General features: G+C 47.1%; 18 protein-coding genes. 13 read left to right on the top strand and 5 right to left on the bottom strand.

What is annotated here, in order from left to right; all coding sequences use genetic code 11:
* Positions 1 to 102 precede the first annotated feature (102 nt).
* The 11 genes from acsB to D2962_RS12305 all read left to right on the top strand — a co-directional run bounded on the left by acsB (position 103) and on the right by D2962_RS12305 (position 12712).
* Positions 103 to 2226 carry an acetyl-CoA decarbonylase/synthase complex subunit alpha/beta gene (gene acsB / locus D2962_RS12355; RefSeq protein ID WP_122015138.1) on the top strand — a complete coding sequence of 708 codons (2124 nt, stop codon included), beginning with the start codon at positions 103 to 105 and terminating at the stop codon, positions 2224 to 2226.
* Positions 2227 to 2322: 96 nt separating this feature from the next.
* The gene (gene gcvH / locus D2962_RS12350) at positions 2323 to 2697 is read left to right on the top strand and encodes a glycine cleavage system protein GcvH (RefSeq protein ID WP_120768009.1); all 375 of its coding nucleotides are present in this window, start codon (positions 2323 to 2325) and stop codon (positions 2695 to 2697) included.
* 93 nt (positions 2698 to 2790) lie between these two features.
* Entirely contained in the window at positions 2791 to 4713 is a 1923-nt protein-coding gene (gene acsV / locus D2962_RS12345) for a corrinoid activation/regeneration protein AcsV (RefSeq protein WP_122015137.1), read from the top strand.
* Positions 4714 to 4858: 145 nt separating this feature from the next.
* Positions 4859 to 5098: a DUF8180 domain-containing protein gene (locus tag D2962_RS12340; RefSeq protein WP_120768005.1), complete on the top strand. Its 240-nt coding sequence runs from the start codon at positions 4859 to 4861 to the stop codon at positions 5096 to 5098.
* A gap of 63 nt (positions 5099 to 5161) precedes the next feature.
* Complete coding sequence (locus D2962_RS12335) at positions 5162 to 5362, top strand: CooT family nickel-binding protein (protein WP_120768003.1); 201 nt, start codon at positions 5162 to 5164, stop codon at positions 5360 to 5362.
* A complete protein-coding gene (locus tag D2962_RS12330) occupies positions 5359 to 5769 on the top strand; it encodes a DUF3842 family protein (protein ID WP_120768001.1) in 411 nt (136 codons plus the stop codon). The genes D2962_RS12335 and D2962_RS12330 overlap by 4 nt, the downstream gene beginning before the upstream one ends.
* Positions 5770 to 5834: 65 nt before the next feature.
* Positions 5835 to 7127, top strand: a complete 1293-nt coding sequence (locus tag D2962_RS12325) for a hypothetical protein (protein ID WP_120767999.1) — start codon at positions 5835 to 5837, stop codon at positions 7125 to 7127.
* 143 nt (positions 7128 to 7270) lie between these two features.
* Entirely contained in the window at positions 7271 to 8806 is a 1536-nt protein-coding gene (locus D2962_RS12320; protein ID WP_122015136.1) for an AbgT family transporter, read from the top strand.
* Between the two features lie 60 nt (positions 8807 to 8866).
* Positions 8867 to 10099 carry a M20 metallopeptidase family protein gene (locus tag D2962_RS12315; protein WP_245984672.1) on the top strand — a complete coding sequence of 411 codons (1233 nt, stop codon included), beginning with the start codon at positions 8867 to 8869 and terminating at the stop codon, positions 10097 to 10099.
* On the top strand, positions 10089 to 11390 hold the full coding sequence (locus tag D2962_RS12310; RefSeq protein WP_122015134.1) for an amidohydrolase: 1302 nt from the start codon (positions 10089 to 10091) through the stop codon (positions 11388 to 11390). Before D2962_RS12315 ends, D2962_RS12310 begins: the two co-directional genes overlap by 11 nt.
* A gap of 203 nt (positions 11391 to 11593) precedes the next feature.
* Complete coding sequence (locus tag D2962_RS12305) at positions 11594 to 12712, top strand: DUF362 domain-containing protein (RefSeq protein ID WP_122015133.1); 1119 nt, start codon at positions 11594 to 11596, stop codon at positions 12710 to 12712.
* 62 nt (positions 12713 to 12774) lie between these two features.
* Here the strand turns inward: D2962_RS12305 and D2962_RS12300 are convergent, their stop codons facing one another.
* Positions 12775 to 13137, bottom strand: coding sequence for a copper amine oxidase N-terminal domain-containing protein (locus D2962_RS12300; protein ID WP_122015132.1), 363 nt, complete (start codon positions 13135 to 13137; stop codon positions 12775 to 12777).
* Between D2962_RS12300 and D2962_RS17625 the strand changes: the two genes are divergently transcribed.
* Positions 13115 to 13285 carry a hypothetical protein gene (locus tag D2962_RS17625; RefSeq protein WP_162991211.1) on the top strand — a complete coding sequence of 57 codons (171 nt, stop codon included), beginning with the start codon at positions 13115 to 13117 and terminating at the stop codon, positions 13283 to 13285. The two genes, D2962_RS12300 and D2962_RS17625, sit on opposite strands and share 23 nt — an antisense overlap.
* A 49-nt stretch (positions 13286 to 13334) precedes the next feature.
* Here D2962_RS17625 and D2962_RS12295 read toward each other — a convergent pair whose 3' ends face one another.
* A complete protein-coding gene (locus D2962_RS12295; RefSeq protein WP_122015131.1) occupies positions 13335 to 16214 on the bottom strand; it encodes a phosphodiester glycosidase family protein in 2880 nt (959 codons plus the stop codon).
* Between the two features lie 367 nt (positions 16215 to 16581).
* Here D2962_RS12295 and gap point away from each other — a divergent pair, with 367 nt between their 5' ends.
* A complete protein-coding gene (gap, locus tag D2962_RS12285) occupies positions 16582 to 17640 on the top strand; it encodes a type I glyceraldehyde-3-phosphate dehydrogenase (protein ID WP_120767985.1) in 1059 nt (352 codons plus the stop codon).
* On the opposite strand, the gene D2962_RS12280 is transcribed toward gap, so the two are convergent.
* The 3 genes from D2962_RS12280 to D2962_RS12270 all read right to left on the bottom strand — a co-directional run bounded on the left by D2962_RS12280 (position 17633) and on the right by D2962_RS12270 (position 20657).
* On the bottom strand, positions 17633 to 17884 hold the full coding sequence (locus D2962_RS12280; RefSeq protein WP_120767983.1) for a putative Se/S carrier protein: 252 nt from the start codon (positions 17882 to 17884) through the stop codon (positions 17633 to 17635). The two genes, gap and D2962_RS12280, sit on opposite strands and share 8 nt — an antisense overlap.
* 56 nt (positions 17885 to 17940) lie before the next feature.
* Positions 17941 to 19146 carry a M20 family metallopeptidase gene (locus D2962_RS12275; protein WP_222927524.1) on the bottom strand — a complete coding sequence of 402 codons (1206 nt, stop codon included), beginning with the start codon at positions 19144 to 19146 and terminating at the stop codon, positions 17941 to 17943.
* A gap of 110 nt (positions 19147 to 19256) precedes the next feature.
* Positions 19257 to 20657, bottom strand: coding sequence for a YfcC family protein (locus D2962_RS12270; protein ID WP_162991210.1), 1401 nt, complete (start codon positions 20655 to 20657; stop codon positions 19257 to 19259).
* Positions 20658 to 20673 lie beyond the last annotated feature (16 nt).

Here is a 20673-nt window from a genome sequence, read left to right as displayed (position 1 = left end):
ACCTAAAAAAGGGTAACTATTCGGCAATTACAGATGGTGCAGGCAAAAAACCACTGCATCAGCGCAGGATGTTGAATAATTATAAATAAGGAGGAGCATATCGTGAGCTTATTCGACATTATATTCACGGGGTCCGAACAGGCTCTGGCGGCCTGCAAATCTGTTGTGGAAAAGACCGTAGTGGAACTGGGAGAAAATGAAAAGGTAGCTTTTCCCGGCACTGCTTACAGCCTGCCCACCATATATGGAGCCACCGGCAAAAAAATAAACACCCTGGGGGATTTAAAGGGTGTCATCCCGGTGATAGAGAGCCTCATAGTGAAGGAGCAGAACCTGGAAAAAGCTCTGAATGCCGGCCTTGCAACCGCTGTGGCAGCGGAGGTTATAGAGGCCTGCAAATATGCAGGAGGCAAAACCCCTTATGCCGAACCCTGCAGCGGGTTTATACCGGATACGGTGATCCGTTCCCTGGGGGTTCCTCTGGTGACGGGAGATATTCCCGGCGTGGCGGTGGTTATAGGCGAAGCACCAACCGAGGAAGAAGCTGCAAAAGTCATAAAAGGCTATCAGACCAAGGGCCTTCTGGTTTTCCTGGTAGGCAAGGTCATAGACCAGGCCATAAAAGCTAAAGTGAAGATGGGCCTTGAGCTACGGGTTATACCTCTTGGATATGATGTTACTTCGGTCATCCATGTGGTGACGGTGGCCATAAGGGCCGGCCTCATTTTCGGCAATGTGCAGCCCGGAAATCTTGCTGAACTTCTGAAATATACAAAAGAAAGGGTGCCCGCCTTTGTAAACGCCCTGGGTCCCTTGAGCGAGCTTGTGGTATCTGCCGGAGCCGGAGCCATAGCCCTGGGATTCCCTGTAATAACTGACCAGGATGTCCAGGAAGTGCCCGGAAACCTCATAGTTCAGAAAGAATACGATAAAATGGTTGCGACGTCACTGGAAGGCCGGGGAATAAAAATAAAAATAACAGAAATACCTATTCCCGTAGGATTTGCGGCGGCTTTTGAAGGTGAGAGGGTTAGAAAAGACGACATGTTCGCCGAATCTGGCGGGGGAAGGACCACTGCCTGGGAACTCGTAAAGATGAAGGACCTATCAGAAATTGAAGACCATAAGATTGAAGTTATTGGTCCGGACCTGGATACCCTCGAGCCAAAAGGTGGCAGGCTTCCCCTGGGGATACTGGTGGAAGTGGCCGGGAAAGGCATGCAGCAAGACTTTGAACCCGTCATGGAAAGAAGAATACATTATTTTGCCAATTATACCGAGGGAGTTATGCATCTGGGCCAGAGAGACATCGCATGGATCAGGATCAGTAAATCCACCTATGAGGCAGGTTTCAGGCTGAAGCATATCGGTGAAGTTCTCTATGCCAAGATGCTGGATGAATTCGGCAGCATAGTGGATAAAGTTCAGGTTACATTGATAACCGATAAAGAAAAGGTAGAAAAGCTTCTGGATGAAATCGCAAGGCCCAGATATGAGGCGAGGGATGCCAGGCTCGCAGGACTTACCGATGAGAGTGTAGATACCTTTTACTCCTGCCTGCTGTGCCAATCCTTTGCACCGGCCCATGTGTGCATTGTAACTCCTGAAAGGCTGGGGCTTTGCGGTGCTGTGAGCTGGCTGGACGCCAAAGCCACCAAGGAACTGAATCCCACCGGCCCCTGCCAGCCCATTGTGAAGGGTGAGTGTAATGATGATGTAAAGGGCAGCTGGGATTCCATAAACAAGGCCGTATCGGAACTTTCCCACGGGGCCACCACCAGAGTCAATATTTATACCATTATGGAAGACCCCATGACATCCTGTGGCTGCTTTGAATGTATCTGTGGCATTATGCCCGAAGCCAACGGAGTTATCATAGCCAACAGAGAGTACGCCGGAATGACGCCTCTTGGCATGACCTTCGGAGAGCTGGCCTCCACCACGGGAGGAGGCATACAAACACCGGGATTTATGGGCCATGGCCGGCAGTTTATAACCAGCAAAAAGTTCCTGTATGCCGATGGCGGCCTTGCCAGGGTAGTCTGGATGCCCAAAGAATTAAAAGAGGCTCTGAAGGAAAAGCTGGAGCAAAGAGCAAAAGAAATAGGCATAGATAACTTCTACGACATGATAGCCGATGAGACTGTCGGCACCGATCCGGATACTGTGGTTGAATTTTTGACAAAAGTCGGCCATCCAGCTTTGACCATGGACCCGATGCTGTAGCGGAAGTGGGAAGCCGGAGGTTGGAAGTGGGAATAGTAGAAATTGGCTCTGCCAATTTCCTTAAAATCGAATTAAGAATACGATAGGAGGGAGAACATGGAATTTCCATCTAATATCAAATATCATCCCGAACATACCTGGGCAAGGGTTGAAGAAGATATCGCCATCATCGGCATAACCGACCACGCCCAGGACCAGCTGGGAGAAATCCTCTATGTGGATTTGCCGGATACGGGAAAGAAAATAAAACAGGGCGAAGTCTTCGGGAGCATTGAATCCGCCAAGGTGGCTTCAGACCTGTATGCACCGGTGAGCGGCGAAGTCATAGAAGTAAATAACGATTTAAGCGACAGCCCCGAGCTTGTTAACGAATCCCCCTACGAAAAGGGCTGGATGATAAAGGTAAAAATAGATGATGTTAAAGAATTGGAAAAATTAATGGACAGTAGTGCATATGAAAAAAGTTTATAAAATAAGAGCTTAGATCACCAAAGCTTTGAATTAAATTTTCCGCAAGCCACTTGAAAAAAGTGGCTTGTAAAATATAATTATGGTGGGGTTACGATGCAGACATATTCGGTTTGTTTTAAACCCCTGGGAAAGACTGTGGAAGTGGAAAAGGGTACCAGCCTCATGGATGCGGCGCGTAAAGCCGGAGTATTTATAGATGCACCATGTGGCGGTAAAGGCCAGTGTGGTAAATGCAGGGTAAAAGTGCTCGGCGGAGAAAACCGGTATCAGCCTTCCCACCTTCTCACTCAGAAAGAATTAAAACAGGGAATAAGGCTTGCCTGCCTTACAGAGGTAGAAGGCGACATGACGGTGGAACTGATGCAAACCGATACCATAAATGATATAATAGTGGAAGACATCACATCCGATTTCGGCAAACAGGCCAGGGTGAACAGGACTATTAAGATACTGGAAAAATTAGGAATAAAGATTCAAAACAGCTTCGACATAATCAGGGTCAAACTCAACAAACCTTCTCTGGATGACAATATTCCGGACTTTGAGAGGATCTTGAGAGAGTTAAAACTCATGGTAAAGCCCGGGGAGCTGTCGTGCTCCGTGGAAGTGTTCAGAAAGATGCCCCGGGTAATCCGGGAAGCCGGTTTTGATGTGAGCCTTGTGCTCCATAAAGATGAAAAGGCATATGAAATTCTGGACATAACGACCCAAAAGAGCAAAAAAATATACGGCCTCTGTGTGGATATAGGCACCACCACAGTGGCGTCTTGCCTGGTAGGTCTCTCCACTGGCGAGATAGAGGCATCGGCCAGCTGCGGCAACCTGCAGATGCAGTACGGAGGGGATGTCATAAGCAGAATAATTTATTCCACAAAGCCTGATGGCCTTGAAAAATTACACAGGGCCATAGTTCACGACACCGTCAACAAATTGATAAAACAGATGGTGGATAAACGGGGTTGCAATCCCGAAGACATAGTATGTTCGGTCTTTGCCGGCAATACTACTATGGCCCATCTTTTCCTCGGTATACCTGCAGAGAACATAAGGCTTGAGCCCTATATCTCGGCCTTCAGGAATTTTCCGGTGATTAAAGCAAAAGACATAGCCCTCCACATAAATCCCAATGCCCCGGTTTATATGCTCCCCAATGTGGCAAGCTATGTGGGTGGAGATATAGTTTCCGGCGTTCTGGCATCAGGTTTCTGGAATAGCGATGAAATTACCCTGTTCATGGACCTGGGCACCAACGGAGAACTGGTGCTGGGCAATAGGGAATGGATGGTGGCATGTGCCTGTTCCGCAGGTCCGGCCTTCGAAGGAGGAGATATCAGTTGCGGCATGAGGGCTGCGCCGGGTGCCATTGAGGAGGTCAGGATTGACACCAAAACCTTCATTCCCAGCATTAAAACCATAGGAAACACCAGGCCCAGAGGTATTTGTGGTTCCGGTATCATAGACCTTATCGCCGGGATGTTTCTATCCGGGATTATAGATGGGAAGGGTAAAATAAGGCAAATTACCCGAAACCGAAGAATAAGGTTCAACCATACTGCCGGATGCTGGGAATATTTGCTGGTGCCCGCAGAAGGCACCGCTCATGGAAGGGATATAGTAATAAATGAGATTGATATAGACAATTTCTTGAGGGCAAAAGGTGCCGTTTACTCCGGAATAAAGACACTACTCAACAGTGTAGGCCTTGACGGGGGAGATATTAAAAAGGTAATAATTGCCGGAGGAATAGGCCAGAATCTCGATATTGAAAGCGCCATAAAAATAGGTTTGCTACCCGATATAGACCGGGGTAAGTTCGAGTTTATCGGAAACAGCTCACTTACTGGGGCATACCTGTGCCTCATCAGCGATAAAGCCCGACAAAAAGCCGGCCAGATCGCCGATTTGATGACATATATTGAACTCAGCGCAGATCCGGCATATATGGAGGAATTCGTCAGCGCATGCTTTTTGCCCCATACCGATATGAGCTTATTCCCCAGCGCAAGCGCAATATAAATCCTGGCATGCCGCCCCTGCTCCGCTTGTATCGAGCTTAAGAACATCTTTGGCTTCACTCTATGGTGCCTTTGGCCGTCACGAACCACTATCGACAAGTTTTTACCCCAGAATCAATCTATAGTTTGAAAAGGAGGTTTGAACTATGTGTGATCATAATCACCCATCTGCAAGCGATCCTCGGCAGGATAAGGAAATAGAAACCCTGCGCATTCTTCTGGCTCATTGGATAGAGCACAATAAATCCCATGAGGAGAATTTTAGAGAATGGGCCGACAAATCCGAAAAACTCGGAAAGGCAAAGGTTTCGGAGATGATATCAAAGGCAGCGGACTCGCTTAATGCAGCAAGCGGTTATCTGCTGGAAGCTAAAAAATACATCTAGACAATATTGGCCAAATGATACAAAATAGTATTAAGGGAAAAACAATAAGCAGGAGTGAGGGATATGTGCGAGTCTAAAGTTTTTCTTCTTGAAGACGGCAAAGAAAAGCCGGTAATGGAAAACGTGATTTACATTGAGCCCCAGGATGGTAGGGTGTTCATGTATGACCTCCTGGGCGAGCAAAAAATAGTGGATGCGGTGATAAAAGAGGTTAAGCTCCTGGACCACAAGGTAATTCTGGAAAACAGGAAAGATAAAAGATGATAGTGGCAGTAGTAGACGGCATGGGGGGAGGCATCGGCAGCCAGCTTATCGCCCTTTTGAGGCAGGACCTGCCGCCGGATGTAAGGATATATGCCCTGGGTACCAATTCTGCCGCCACCACAAACATGATGAAGGAAAAGGCCAACAGGGGAGCCACCGGGGAAAGCGCCATTGTCTACAGCATAAAAAAGGTAGATGTGGTGGTGGGTTCCCTGGGGATTGTCATACCTAATTCCATGATGGGAGAAATAACTCCGAAAATCGCCGAAGCCATAACATCCTGCAGCGCTAAAAAAATCCTTATACCCATCATGGATAACGAGGATATAACCCTGCTGGGCGTTGAAAAAAAACCGCTGTTTCTGTCCATTAAGGAAACCATTGAGAAGATAAAAGGGCTTTTATGAGGTCTATAACGCAATATACTTTTGATGTGATTAAATAGCCATATTTTATCCGGGGGTCGAAAAGCTTGAGCATACGAATGGGTGTCATCGGTCCGAAAGATTCCATCGAGCTCATAAGATCTGTGGCAGAAGAGTATGATGGTGAATTCACCATTATTGAAAAGGTTTATGAGAGCTATGAGGAATTGGAAAGTCTGAAAAGTTTTTATCGGGATCTGGATACGTTACTGTTCAGCGGCCAGGCTCCTTATTTTTGGGTAAAAACCCGGGAAAATCCCGATATTCCCATGGTATATATCCCGAGAAACGGCACCTGCCTGTACAGAGTGCTTTTTGACTTATACCGCGATAAAGTAGACGTGTCGGCTTTGAGCTTCGATACTATAAGTAAAGCTCACATAGAGGAAACTTATAAAGAGCTGAAGCTGCCGCTATGTGAAGTAAACACCATCGATTATGACCGTTATCTTCCCTATGACGAAATCATAGATTACCACGTGAAACTATGGAAATCGAAAAAAACAAAGGCTGCGGTAACATGCCTTCAAAAACCTTATGAAGAGTTGAGCAGACTGGGGATTTTAACATACCGTATATATCCTACCCGGTCCATAATAAGGCAAGCTCTTGAAAAGGCGCTGTTATATGGAGAAAGCGCCAGATTAAAGGAAACCCAGATGGCCCTAATTCTTGTCCGGGCTGAAGATGTAAATGAGATGCTTCATGAACGGTCAAACTATCAGGTTCAGCGGCTCATGCTGGACCTGCAGCAGATTCTGCTGGATTACAGCGAGCAAAACCAGGCTTCTATAGTAAAGACCGGTGATACTGAGTTTATGCTGGTTACTACAAGGGGAAGCCTCGAGGAATCCACAAATCTTTTTTCGGGATCGCCGCTTTTAAAAAGTATCAGAGCCAATTCTCCCCTGCGGGTCACGGTGGGTATAGGATTTGGTCGCACGGCCAGAATAGCGGAAAGTAATGCCAGGACGGCCCTTTCCCTTTCGGCCCGTGAAGGCGGCAATTGCTGCTTTTTGATTGCGGAAGAAGGAAAAGTTATAGGTCCCATGCGATCAGAGACTTCCTCGTGTTCCGGGGAGCTTGACATGGACCTGGAAGACCTGGCAAAAAAGCTTAACATGAGCATTTTAAACTTACGAAAGATTAAATCTGCTCTCCGCCATATCAATAAAACCGGGATAACTCCCCAGGAACTGGGAGCTGCAATGAATTTAAGTGAACGAAGTGCCCGCAGGATTCTATCTCAAATGGAAAAAAAGGGAGCTGCGAGAATTGTGGGGAACAGGGCTCTGTATGACAAAGGGCGGCCCAGATTGATATATAAAGTTTTGATATAAAATCTAAGAAAAAAGTGGGAACTCCCCACTTTTTTTATATAAAACCTGACATGAAAGAAGGAATTTTAAATTTTTTATAGAATATATTTAGTCAAAATAAAAGGTCATATGACCGAAAAATGACCTAAAAGGAGGGTTATTGTATGCTGGAAAAAAACAAATCCACTGCTGTAAAGAAAGGAGGTTTTGAGAAAGTTCTCGACTGGATAGAGCGGGTTGGTAACAAACTGCCGCATCCCTTTATTCTTTTTGTCTATATTACCATCGCACTTATGATTATTTCCGCGGTACTTGCTTCAGCGAAGGTATCGGTGGTAAACCCTGGCACTCAAAAAGTGGTTGAAGCCAAAAGCCTCCTGAGTGCTGAAGGTATCCGCTGGATGCTCCAGAGCGCCCTTAAAAATTTCACCGGTTTTGCTCCGTTAGGGCTGGTGCTGGCCATGCTCATGGGTATAGGTCTGGCAGAACAGGTTGGCCTTCTTTCGGCATTCATGAGAAAGACCATGTATGGAGCCCCGCTTTGGGCTATCAGTATGGCTGTCATGTTTGTGGGTATTAATGGCAACATAGCATCCGATGCTTCGGTGGTCATTATTCCGGCTCTGGCGGCCAGTGTTTACCTATCTTTAGGCAAGAATCCGCTGGTGGGTCTGGTGGCTGGGTATGCCGCCGCCTGTGCCGGGTTTTCCGCAAACCTCATTATCGTGGGTACTGACGCTCTGCTGGCCGGCATAACTCAGGAGGCCGTAAAGATTCTCGACCCGAACATGCAGGTCAATCCTTCGATAAACTGGTATTTTATGATGGCATCTACAGTAATATTTACAATTGTGGGAGCATGGATTACCGATAGAATCATTGCTCCGCGGTTGGGAGATTACAAAGGCAAGGCTAAAGTTTTGCAAAATAATGACCTGACACCTCTGGAAAACAAGGGGTTAAGAAATGCAGGACTTGCAGCACTGGCGTTTTTGATAATCCTCGGCATTTTTGTTATACCGCAGGGAGCAATTCTTCGCGATCCCAAAACCGGTGGCTTGATACCTTCACCTTTCCTGTCCGGTATCATCCCCATTTTGATGCTTTTCTTCATAACCATTGCCGTGGCCTATGGAAAGACCGTGGGGACTATAAAGAAAGCCGATGATGTACCAAAACACATGGCGGAAGCCATGAAGACCATGTCCGGTTATATCGTCCTGGTATTTGTCATAGGGCAGTTTGTGGCATATTTTGACTGGAGCAATATAGGCGTCATTTTAGCTGTAAAGGGTGCCGATTTTCTTAAGAGTATAGGATTTACCGGCATTCCTCTGATTCTTGGGTTGATCCTGCTGTCAACCATCATAAATCTTTTCATCGGCAGCGGTTCTGCTAAGTGGTCAGTGCTTGCTCCCATTTTCGTGCCGATGATGATGTTGCTAGGATATTCCCCATCGTTTACTCAGGCAATATACAGAATTGGTGATTCCTCCACGAATCCGATTTCTCCGTTGTTCCCTTATTTCCCCATTGTATTGGGGATGGCTCAACAGTATGATGAAAATGCCGGTGTTGGAACCATTATTTCTCTGATGATTCCTTATTCCCTGATATTCCTGGTGGTCTGGATTTTGCAGTTGTTCGTATGGATGGCATTAAAGTTACCTTTAGGTCCGGGTGCGGGAATATATATGTAAGATTTTATACAAAGAATAGCAATTAACCAATTAAAAATGTCTTATACTGGAGGATATAAAGTGTTGGATTCAAAGCAATTGGATAAAGAAATTTCCGGGAAAATCAATGAAATAATTGACGATATAATTAAAATAAGAAGGACAATCCATCAAAATCCCGAGCTGGGTTATGAAGAGTATCAAACTTCAGAGCTGGTAGCAAGAAAGCTTGAATCCTATGGCATAAAAGTGGCAAGAGGCGTGGGCGGCACAGGGGTTGTAGGGCTTCTTGCCGGGGCAAAACCCGGCAAGACCCTGCTCCTTCGGGCCGACATGGATGCCCTGCCCATTCAGGAGGAAACAGGGCTCCCCTTTGCCTCAAAGGTCCCGGGAAAGATGCACGCCTGCGGCCATGATATCCATACCTCGGTGCTTCTAGGAGCCGCCCGGGTACTGTCACTATACAGGGACCGCATTTATGGCAACATCAAATTCATGTTTCAGCCTGCCGAAGAGTGCAGTCCCACCGGCGGCGCCAAAAAGATGATTGAAGATGGGGTCCTGGAAAATCCGAAAGTAGATTTTGCCGTAGCCCTGCACGTATGGCCGGACCTTCAAGTGGGGCAGCTGGGTTTTAAAACCGGTCCCGTTTCTGCCCGATCTGACAGGATATTCCTTAGGGTTCTGGGGAAATCGGGTCATGCTTCGGCGCCCCATCAGGGGGTTGATGCCATAGTGGCCTCCGCCCAGGTGATATCAAGCCTTCAGACCATAATTTCCAGGCGGATAAACCCCAGGGACAGTGTCGTTATCACAATAGGAAGGATCCAGGGCGGGGATCGCTACAATGTAATTTGCGATAAGGTGGAGATGGAAGGCACTGTAAGAATCATGTCCCCGGGCTATGATGATAAGATTCCCGAGCTTATCCGGCAGGCGGGCGAGGGAGCTGCAGCATCGGTGGGGGCCAGGTTTGAAATGGATTATATTAACGGCTATCCCATGACCATCAATGATGAAGCGTTGACAAAGAAAGTGGAAGATCTTATAAAGAAAAGCTTAGGTGAAGGCGCTATAAAAGAAATACCTCTGGATGCCGGGGGAGAAGATTTTTCGTTTGTTTCTCAAAAGGTACCTTCGGTATATATCAAACTCGGCTCATCCCTTCCGGTTTCCTCGGAAGATGTTGGTTTTATTCCTCTCCACAACAGCAGGGTTATATTTGATGAAGGTTGTATATCCGTCGGTATCAAAACCTTCGGCATAGCGGCGCTGGGGCTCTTGTCCGAACAGGAGGAAAAACATGGAGAATAAAACCATAGTCAGTTCCATTGAAGATAAAATCATAGAGTACCGCCGGGATTTCCACAGATACCCGGAGCCGGGCTGGCTGGAGTTCCGGACTTCCGGCAAAATAGCGGCGATTTTGATGAAGCTAGGGTATGAAGTGAAGCTTGGGCATGAAGTTGTCAAAAAAGAGGCGGTCATGGGCAGGCCCCATGATGAGGATATCGCAAACAATGTGGAACGCGCCGTAAAAGAAGGTGCTGACCCGGAGATACTAAAGAGAATGGATGGCTTGACGGGGGTCGTGGGAATCATGGATACCGGCCGGCCGGGGCCGGTCCTGGCTTACCGGTTCGACATCGATGCGGTGGAAGTGGATGAGGCAAAGGATTATAATCATAAACCATATAAAGAGGGGTTTTCTTCCACACATCCCGGCGTGATGCATGCCTGCGGCCATGACGGCCATGCAGCCATAGGATTGGGCCTGGCGGAAGTGCTCACCCGACTGAAACCCGAGTTTACCGGGAGGGTTAAGCTCATCTTTCAACCCGCCGAGGAGGGAGTAAGAGGCGCCAGAGCTATGGTGGAGGCGGGAGTGGTAGATGATGCCGATTATTTCCTGGCACTGCACATAGGTTTTGGAAATTCCGGCGATATAGGAATCGCAGCCAGGACCGGCGGATTTCTCGCTACATCGAAACTGGATGTGGAATACCGCGGCAGAGCCTCCCATGCCGGAGCCACACCCCAGGAGGGGAAAAATGCATTGCTGGCGGCGGCCACCGTTGCTCTTAACCTCCATGCCATAGCTCCCCACAGCGATGGCGCCACCAGGGTAAATGTTGGGGTTCTGCAGGCAGGCACCGGGAGGAATGTGATTCCCGATAGGGCTGTCATCAAGCTGGAAACCCGGGGGGCCACCACGGCGCTGAACGATTATATGAAGAAGAAAGCATTAAAAATAATAGAGGCCGGTGCCGCCATGTATGACCTGGATTATACGGTAAACGAGGCAGGAGGTGCCATGAGCGCCGAAGGCGACGAGGAACTGGCATCTATGATAAAAAGTATCGGCCGGGAAATAGGAGTTGAACATATTGTAGATAAAGGTTCTGTGGGTGGCAGCGAAGATGCCACGTATTTCATGGAAAGAGTCCAGACCAGGGGAGGTAAGGCTCTTTATTATCAGGTCATAACTCCCATAGCGGCAGACCACCACAGCAGCCGTTTCGATTTTGACGAAAGGGGGCTTTCCCTGGCGGTGACCCTCCATGCGGAAATGGCGAAAAGGTTGCTTAAAAGGGCTCATGCTTGATCATGAGCTTTTTTGTTTTGATATAAAAATCGAGTGTAAAAAGTTGCATTTCTACCCTTGAATCAAAATCTTTACTTATTGGCATTTTTATATATAATGATAGTTAGCTGGTAAAAGGTAAGCGGTAGGAGAGCGCTATTTTCACCTCCGCTGACTTTTTGTTCTAAACTCGATATGAAAATTATGGAACAGGAGGATGAGGCATGAAATCAAAAGTCTATTTTTATAACATGCGGGCCAAAAGGAGGTCCGAAAATATTATAAATAAAGTGGGAAGGTTGTTTGATGCGGCGGGATTCAAAAACGCCATTTCAAAAGATGATCTTGTGGCCGTAAAGATACATTTCGGGGAAAAGGGCAACAACGCATACATAAATCCCATCTATGTGAGGCAGGTGGTGGATAAGATTAAAAGCTGCGGAGGAAAACCCTTCCTGACGGATTCTAACACTCTTTATAAGGGGGCCCGTAGCAATGCCGTGGACCATCTGGTAACGGCCATTGAAAACGGATTCGCCTATGCGGTGGTAAATGCCCCTCTGGTTATCGCCGACGGTATTGTGAGCAAGGACTCCATGGAAGTGGAGATCCGCAAAAAGCATTTTGAGAGTGTGAAGATATCATCCAACATATATTATGCCGATGCCATGATAGTCATGTCCCACTTTAAAGCCCATGAAGTGGCAGGATTCGGCGGCGCTATAAAAAATCTTGCCATGGGCTGCGCACCGGCCGCCGGAAAACAGCAGCAGCATTCAACGTTAAAACCTGTGGTAGGAGAAAATTGCCGGGCATGCCAGTCGTGCTTAAGAAATTGCCCCGAACAGGCCATATCTATGGTGGATGGAGTCGCCTACATAGACCCCGAGAAATGTATAGGCTGCGGTGAGTGCATATCCATGTGCTATTATCGGGTCATAAAACCCCAGTGGGAAACCGACATGGATGCCTTTACCGAACGTATGACGGAATATGCTTATGGGGCTTACAAGACCAAGAAAGAAAACAAGATAGCCTTTATAAACTTTGTAATGAACATAACACCCCTGTGCGACTGCACTCCCTGGAGTGATGCCCCGCTGGTGCCTGATGTAGGCATACTGGCATCCTTCGACCCTGTCGCCATTGATAAAGCCAGTTTTGATTTGGTAAACAGCCAGGCGGGGCTTGCCGCCAGCGCCCTGGGTGACGCAAACAGCGGCCTTGCGCCTGGAGAGGATAAATTCAAAGCCGTTCACCCTAAGACCAACGGACTCATCCAGCTCGAATACGGTGAGAAGCTGGGCATGGGCAGCGGGGATTATGAGCTAGTGGAATTGTAAAAAGCTAGCGCGAGGGAAAAAGATTGGCGGGCAGAAATGGCCCGCCAATTTTAAATGGAAAATTATTCATTGATATCGACGGTCTTTGTATTTTGGTCCCATGTTACCTTTGCGCCCAGGACTTCGCTCACGAACCTCAGGGGCACCATGGTCCTGCCGTTTTTGAACTCGGCTCTTGTGTCGAAGGTTACTGCCTTGCCGTTTATAACGGCCTTGTTTTCTCCGATCTTCAATTTAACGGTTCTGCTTTCACCTGCTCTGTCTTTGCCCGTTATAGTTACTGTCTTTGTCTTTTCATCCCAGCTGACTTTCGCCCCCAGGCTTTCGGATATAAACCTTACCGGCACCATGGTGCGCCCGTCTTTATTGAGATAAGGCTGCTGGTCCGGGAAGGAAATCTCCTTGCCGTTGACTTTTACAGTCATATCCACCACAGTCAGGTTGAATGCGGAGGAAATTCCCGCAGTTTTGACGGTGAAGTTCAGAGTGCCGGTGCTGGCTGCCTTGAATACAAGTTCCCTCGAATCAAAAGTGCCCAGTTTGCTGCTGGAAAGCTTCCATTCTACGGCATAGGGGTAAGATAGAAGGACCTTCTGTCCTCCAGGAGATATACCATATATCTTCAGATCGGCAGCAAGACCCTTTTTACGGCCGGGGTTTCGGATACTATTTTTTCTACTACCGGCACTACCTTGTAGTATACCTGGCCCCTTCCAATGTTGAAAATGGTCACAGACGGTTCTTTTGCATTGGTTCCGGGCAGTGAAACATAATGCACACCGTTTTCCATTCTGGCACCGAAACGTTCGGCCCCGCCGTAAAGCATCCAGATGTTGAGGTTTTTATTTTTTACATAGTCTGAAAGTATTTTTTTCAGCAGGTTGCCTTCCAGGGAATCTGAAAAAGTTTCGGGCGCTCTATCTATGGCTATGAATACTGTTTTGGATATCGGTAGTGCATTCAAATCCTGCCTGAGCTTTATCCACTGGTTGTAATCCGTAAGCCTCAGACTTCCTCTGGAGGAATCCAGGAAGATGAAGAAGGCTTCATTATCCGCTAAAGTTTTATAACCCGTACCTGCAGTTTTCATATTTTTTATGAAAGCTGCCAGCGGACTGTTGGATGATATTTTGCTGTTTATAGATGTCTGGCCTGCTATTAAATTCATTTTAGGTCTGTATTGATTTGTTAAAGACGCTATAAGACTCGCCATTTTCTGGCTTTCAGGGCTGGAATCCATGGCTAAACTCCCAAAAGCGCCTATGACAATATTTCCGGTTTTTGAAGAAGTGTTTGCCGTATCAAACCATGGAGATGGCGGCGGTAGGAGCGAGCTATCGTATTTTCCGGCCACCGCTGCCGCAAGATTATCCAGATATATGGCTCCGGAATCACTGTCGCTGGGATCTATTTCCACCAGGTATATGCGTTTCAAGCTGAAGGGCTGCTTGCCATCGGGAAGCTCAGCTTCCACCTTCTTCCACCCCTGCCAGTTTACATCCTTTGAAAAATCAATATTGTATTCGTTTCCATCAGCATCTGTCACCGTACCCCGGAGCCAGTGACCGCGGGCCTGGCCGTAGACCATAAGCGAGAGCTTGACGGTTCCCACAGGTAGGGGAAGACCATTGCTGCCAAAGTTTACATAAGCTGCCCTGGTGCTATTCCCGACCGGGAATTCATAGGCAAGTTTTCCGGAAGATGTGCCGCTATTTACCGGTTCCGGCTGTGTCACGATGGAGAAGGCCCCCCCTGTAGTGGATGGATATGAAGAAAATTCCCTGCCATCGGGTTTTTCAAAGTCATCCAGAATCTTTTCGCCCATGCCCACCAGTACCAGAGCTCCGGCTTTTAAACCTGAAAAACCGGCGATGATGGCGCCGCTTCCAGGGTTTTCACCGGCTACAAATTCTCCATTGTTAAAGCTTCCGATATTGCCCATTACTTCCCATTTTACATCAAAGGGTTCCACAGGCGCCTTATATCCTTCCTTATCGATTATGGTGACATCAAAGGCCTTTTTTGCCCCATTATTTATCTGAACTTTTCCGGGACTCACCGAAAGCGCGGCCCCGTCGGAGAGCACCTTTATCTCCTGGGTGGCCTTAATGCTCCCCAGGGTGGCCGTCACCTGGCCGTAACCGGATTTTACGGCGAAAAACACATTATTTTTGAAGGTGCCGAGGTTGTTGGAGACGCTCCACTTCACGCTGCTTACGTCTATATCCAGAGGGTTGTAATTTTTATCGTAGGCCCGCATTTCGAAGGTCCGGTGCCCCCCTCTGGGGATGTTAAAGGAATCGGCCACTATCTTGAGACCATAGACATTTCCGGCGGATGCTCTGGAAAAGATGCCTATGCCGTTGGTTATTAACCTTTGCACTCCACCTGAAACGCTATTTATCACCTGAGGCTGCTTTTCTCCCAGAGGGCGCACCACCATGGTGGAGGAGCCGCCCCCGTCAAGATTCAGGGCAAAAGAAGCCCCGAGCTTCACCATGAGTTCCGCCATTTCCTTCTGGGTCATACCGCGGCTTTCGGCCTGGCGACCGTCTACCACCACCAGAAACATAGTCTTTTTGTCGGCAGAAAATCCGACAGCGGTCCGGGGATTACTGCCGGGAATATCATGGGAAAAACTGGCAGGAACCGCTCCGTTTTCCACCAGAACCGCGCCGCCGCCCAGGGCCATCTTTAAGTTTGAAATATCCGGAGTCATATTGAGGTGCAGCTTTATGGTGTCTCCAGTGCTAAAACGGCTTTTAAGGAAGTTGGCCCCGTCTCCCCCGGCAGCCAGCACCAGACCGTCTTCAGGGATATCGGCGGTTTTTCCGTCTATAATATTTACTATCCTGTTGTTTCTTACAATGGCGAAAGTGAGATCAGAAACAGTATTGGAAACTGCGGGAGTTACGGTTCCGAAATCCGGGGTATATATATGTATTTTACCGTAACCATCTCCAATTTTGTTGATTCCTCCGATATCGAAGGTGGTTCCATCGGGAGCTTCAACTTTTCCCGAAAACTCCATCCGGAGAATCTCAGGCAATTTATCCATGGTTAGCCCAAAAGCTGCCATGTCCTTGCGGTTGGAAGGCGATGATACCAGCCTGCCGTCTTTCACCTGGGCTCCTATGGGAGCGGAAGGTGTGGCCATGATAAAGAAATCGCCATTTATACCCGCTACGGCATTGTTCTCCTGCACCATCTTGCTGAGAGCTTCCCTTTGCGAGAGGCCCTTTCCCGGCAGAAGAGAATCAATGTCAATATTTTCCGAAGAGAGGTCCACTTTCAGAATGTGAATCTTTTGCCATCCCAGGGATGTAAAAAGGGTTTTACCCTCGTAAGTCACTCCCCTTGTTACAGGAAAGTTTTGAGATTCCTCATAGAGAGATATTTCCTGGGCGAAAACCGGGAAACTACCCAGCATAATCAAAACTGCCAGGAAAATAGGTAAAAACCTGCTTTTCCAGGGGCACAAAAACTTCTTTTTATGTAACATGTATTTCCCTCCATATGTGGTAGCGTTATTATATTTTATAGTTCAAGCAGCGACAGCGGCAACGATGATAGGCGGTGTAAGCCCGTATTTTATTATCCCTCCTTTTTGAGATCCCCCGGACTATTATACTATTCGCAACTTAAACCGCAAATCCTTCCCCTCGGAGCTGAAAACTTCTGGAAAGTTTGTCTCACTTATATAGACGAAAAAAAACAAAAAAAGTTCCATTTTTACACCACAATTGATTTTTTGATAAAATTTAAAAAAGAGATATATATTATGTTAAAAATAAGTAATTAGTATAGCATAATTCAATATAATGTGCTATAATACATACCGTAACAATTTATCGGGGAGGAGAACTTTTATGAAATTAAAAGTCGCTATCAATGGATTTGGCAGGATAGGTAAGAACGCTCTCAGAATCTGGCTGGAAAACAGGAAAAATGACATGGATGTAGTGGCCATTAACAGCACCAGCGGGCCAAGGGCTCATGCGCATCTTTTCAAATATGACTCGGTATACGGTATTTTTCCGGGCAGTGTGGATGCCTCGGACGATACCATTATCATAAATGGCAAACCCATCCCGTTTTTCTCGGAAAAAAATCCCGAGAATATGCCCTGGGCAGAGCTGGGGGTCGACATAGTTATAGAATCTACAGGAAAATTGAAGAAAAAAGCCGATGCAATAAAGCATATAAAAGCCGGAGCAAAGAGGGTGATCATAACGGCACCGGCGGAAGAAGCCGATAAGACCCTTGTGATGGGTGTCAATGAAGGTGATTTTGTACCAGAGAGAGATTACATAATCTCGGCGGCATCCTGCACCACTAACTGTCTCGCACCGGTGGTAAGGGTGCTGGATGAAAACCTCAGGATTATAAACGGTTCCCTGACCACCGTCCATGCCTACACCGCCGACCAGCAGCTGATGGATAAACCCCATAAAGATTTGAGGCGGGCCAGGGGGGCCGCCATGTCCATCATACCCACTACCACCGGAGCGGCAAAGGCCATAGGACAGGTGATGCCCCACCTTTCTGGAAAGCTCAACGGATGCGCCTTCAGAGTCCCCACCCCGGCGGTATCCATCATAGACTTCGTGGCCAATGTGGAGAGGCCTACTTCTAAAGAAGAGGTAAATAACATGTTCAAGGAGGCCAGCCGGGGAAGATTAAAGGGAATCCTTGACTATACGGAGGAACCCCTGGTTTCCACCGACTTTCTCAAAAATCCTCATTCATCCATTATAGACGGAATTTCTACCATGGTCATCGATGACATGATAGTTAAAGTTCTGGCCTGGTACGACAACGAGTACGGCTATACCATGAGGGTGCTGGACCTGGCCGACTATGTATATAATGCATGCCGCCGGGAAGAGATGCGGGAAAAATATAATACCTGTGTGCAGCTTAACTGAACTTATCTTCCATTAAATAAACACCTGTCACAGGGATATGTGTTTTGCGGGCAATCTCCAGGATTGCCCCTTTATTTTGTTCATCGGTTTTTATGCAGGAACTGCAGCTTTTTGTTAATGATTGGGGCGTCGGTACAATTTCAAACCGTATGCTGGTATCTCTGACACTTTTCAAAGCCTTCTCCATGGCAAGGACATCATGAATAGAAGGGAAGGTGATGTATAAGTTATATCTTATACTCAAAAATGTCGCCTCCCTCAAACCATAAAAGAATTTATATTTATTATATCACAATCATCCTAACTTTTTTTAACGGACAGGGCGAAGGCTTTTTTAATTTCTTCCAACAGCCCGGGTTGTAAAAGTACATCTATAGTTGTGCCGACCATACCCTTAACGGCTTTGTGCAGCCTTATTTTTGCATCTGGTCCATTGGCATATTTTACAAATTCACGCTCATGCACTTCCACCTTTGGTCCGATATCTATATAGCCATAGACGGTGGGTACCACGTGGCTGACATTGCCGATATCTGATGAACCCGGAAATTCATCAATTTCCTTGAAGTCGTCGAAACCTGCCATCCTGAGATTTTGCTCACCTATCTTCCGTAAGACAGGGTTTATTACAAGGTCATCCAAAGGGTTTTCGAAGCGGTTTACCGTCAGTTTAGCCCCTGTCATAAATGCTGCCCCCCGGGCACAGTTTATTATTCTTTCACTTACCTTGTTTAAATAATGTCGGCGGTTGGCTCTGACATAAAACCTGCAGGCGCAATAATCGGGCACAATATTTGGCGCCTCACCGCCTTTGGTTATGATCCCATGAATACGAACATCGGAGGTGACGTGCTGCCTCAGGGCGTTTATCCCTGCAAATGTGAGATTTACCGCATCCAGGGCGTTAATACCCTCGTGGGGGAAAGATGCAGCATGGGCTGCTTTGCCGGTAAATTCAAATTCCAATGCATCCATGGCCAGGGCTGATGTATTTAAAAGATTGTTATTTTCCAGGTGCAACTGGAAGGCCGCATCTATTGTCTCAAAAGCCCCCTTTTCCACCATATTAACCTTGTATCCCAAAGTCTCCTCGGCGGGAGTGCCAAAAACTACTATCCGGCCCGGAAGTTTTTCTTTAATCCGCCCGAGGACAAGACCTGCTCCCACGGAGGTGGCGGAAATCCAGTTGTGGCCGCAGGCATGGGCGGGACTTCCGTCGTCACCCATGCCGGGGAGGGCGTCATATTCGGCAAGAAAAGCAAAGGCAGGACGATCCTGTGTGCCAATTTCAGCCCTGAAAGCCGTAGGTATATTAAGGTAAGGATAGACTACTTCAAATCCGTAATTGGAGAGAAGATTAGCCAGAAATTTTGATGATTCAAATTCTTCTCCGCCCAGCTCCGGATGGTTAAATATGAAGTCGCTGATTCCTTCTATTTCACCTGCCATTTCGTCTTCTATCTTGAAGGCTTCTTTTTTTAATTCCTCGATGTCTGAAACATCCACAGTGACTACCTCCCCATTAAAATTTAGGCCCCCGCCTTTGAAGGCGGGGATTTATTTCAAACCCTTTCAAACTTTTAATTTAATTGCTATTTTATGCCATAGCCCAGCGATTATGGCCCATAGTTTATCAGTTGTGCCACCACTACCAGGATGAAACCTGTCACGGTCCATATTATTGTAATAGGAAGGGCCCATTTAAACCATTCTACAAATTTGATTTTTGCGGCACCGAGTATAGAATATACTTCGGGACTTGTGGGCTCCCACATGTTGAGGATGCCATCGCCCAGCTGGTAAGCCAGTACCATGGTCTGCCTTGAGACTCCTACCAGGTCACAAAGAGGAGTGAGGATAGGGACCAGTATGGCTGCCTTAGCTGTGCCTGAAGAAATAAGGAATTCCAGCAGATATATTATGATATACATTAGCACTGCTGCACCGATTCCACCAAAGATGCTCACCGTATTTGACATACCATAAAGAATGGTATCGGTAACATTACCTTTATTCAGCACCACCATAATAGCCCTGGCAAAGCCGATCACCATACATGGACCTATTATCTCCGATGCGGCCTTTTCCATTTCCTCGGCCATCTTATTTAAAGATATGCCTCCAACAAATCCTGAAACAATACCCATCAACAGGAACAATGCCGAAATCTCCGCCATGTACCATTCATATTTTAAGACGCCATAGATGAGGCCGATCATTGCTGCCAAGAGTATTAAAAGGACTACTGTGTGCCTCAAATTCATTTTAGATTCGGGGCTGCTGGAATTCAGTCTGTTTTTCCAGTATTCGGTAGCTTCTTTGGAAATGGATAAATCTGGATTTTCCCGGATTTTTTTAGCATATCTAAGGGTAAACCATATACCTTCCCCCACAAGGATTATACATGTTATCACCCTAAAACCTATGCCGGAATATAGCGGGAGTTTTGCAAGGCTCTGGGATAAACCAACCGTAAAGGGATTGAAAAAGGCTCCGGCAAATCCTGCATTTATGCCGATGAAGAGGACTGCAGCTCCAGTCATAGCATCGAATCCCATCTGGACACACAGGGGCATCAGCATAAATACAAAGGGGTAGGCTTCTTCATACATGCCAAAAGTAGCCCCGCATATGGCAAAAAGTACCATCAGGATAGTCAAGGCGAAATATTCGCCGCCACGGATGTGCTGGACAGCGGAAGTAATGCCTGCATCCAGTGCTCCGGTTTTTCTTACAATCGCAAAGGCACCTGAAACCAACAGTATAAATGATATTACATCTGCTGCCTCGATTATGCCGTCGTAAAACGACATGAGAAAAATAAAAACTCCAACAGGAGATGATTCGGCAACTTTGTAAGTGCCGGGGACCACGACCTCCCTCCCCTCTTCATTTTCCACCCTGTCGAAAGTGCCCGCCGGCAGCACCCATGTTGCCGCCGCGGCAAGGAATACGAGGATAGCCAGGATGATAAATACATGGGGAACATTGAGCTTAAACCCAACCTTTTCTTCCATAATGACCATCCTTACT

The sequence above is a fragment of the Biomaibacter acetigenes genome (genome assembly GCF_003691585.1).
Classification (GTDB): domain Bacteria; phylum Bacillota; class Thermosediminibacteria; order Thermosediminibacterales; family Tepidanaerobacteraceae; genus Biomaibacter; species Biomaibacter acetigenes.
The sequence above is the reverse complement of the archived record's forward strand: the minus strand, read 5'-3'. Positions and strand labels throughout refer to the sequence as shown.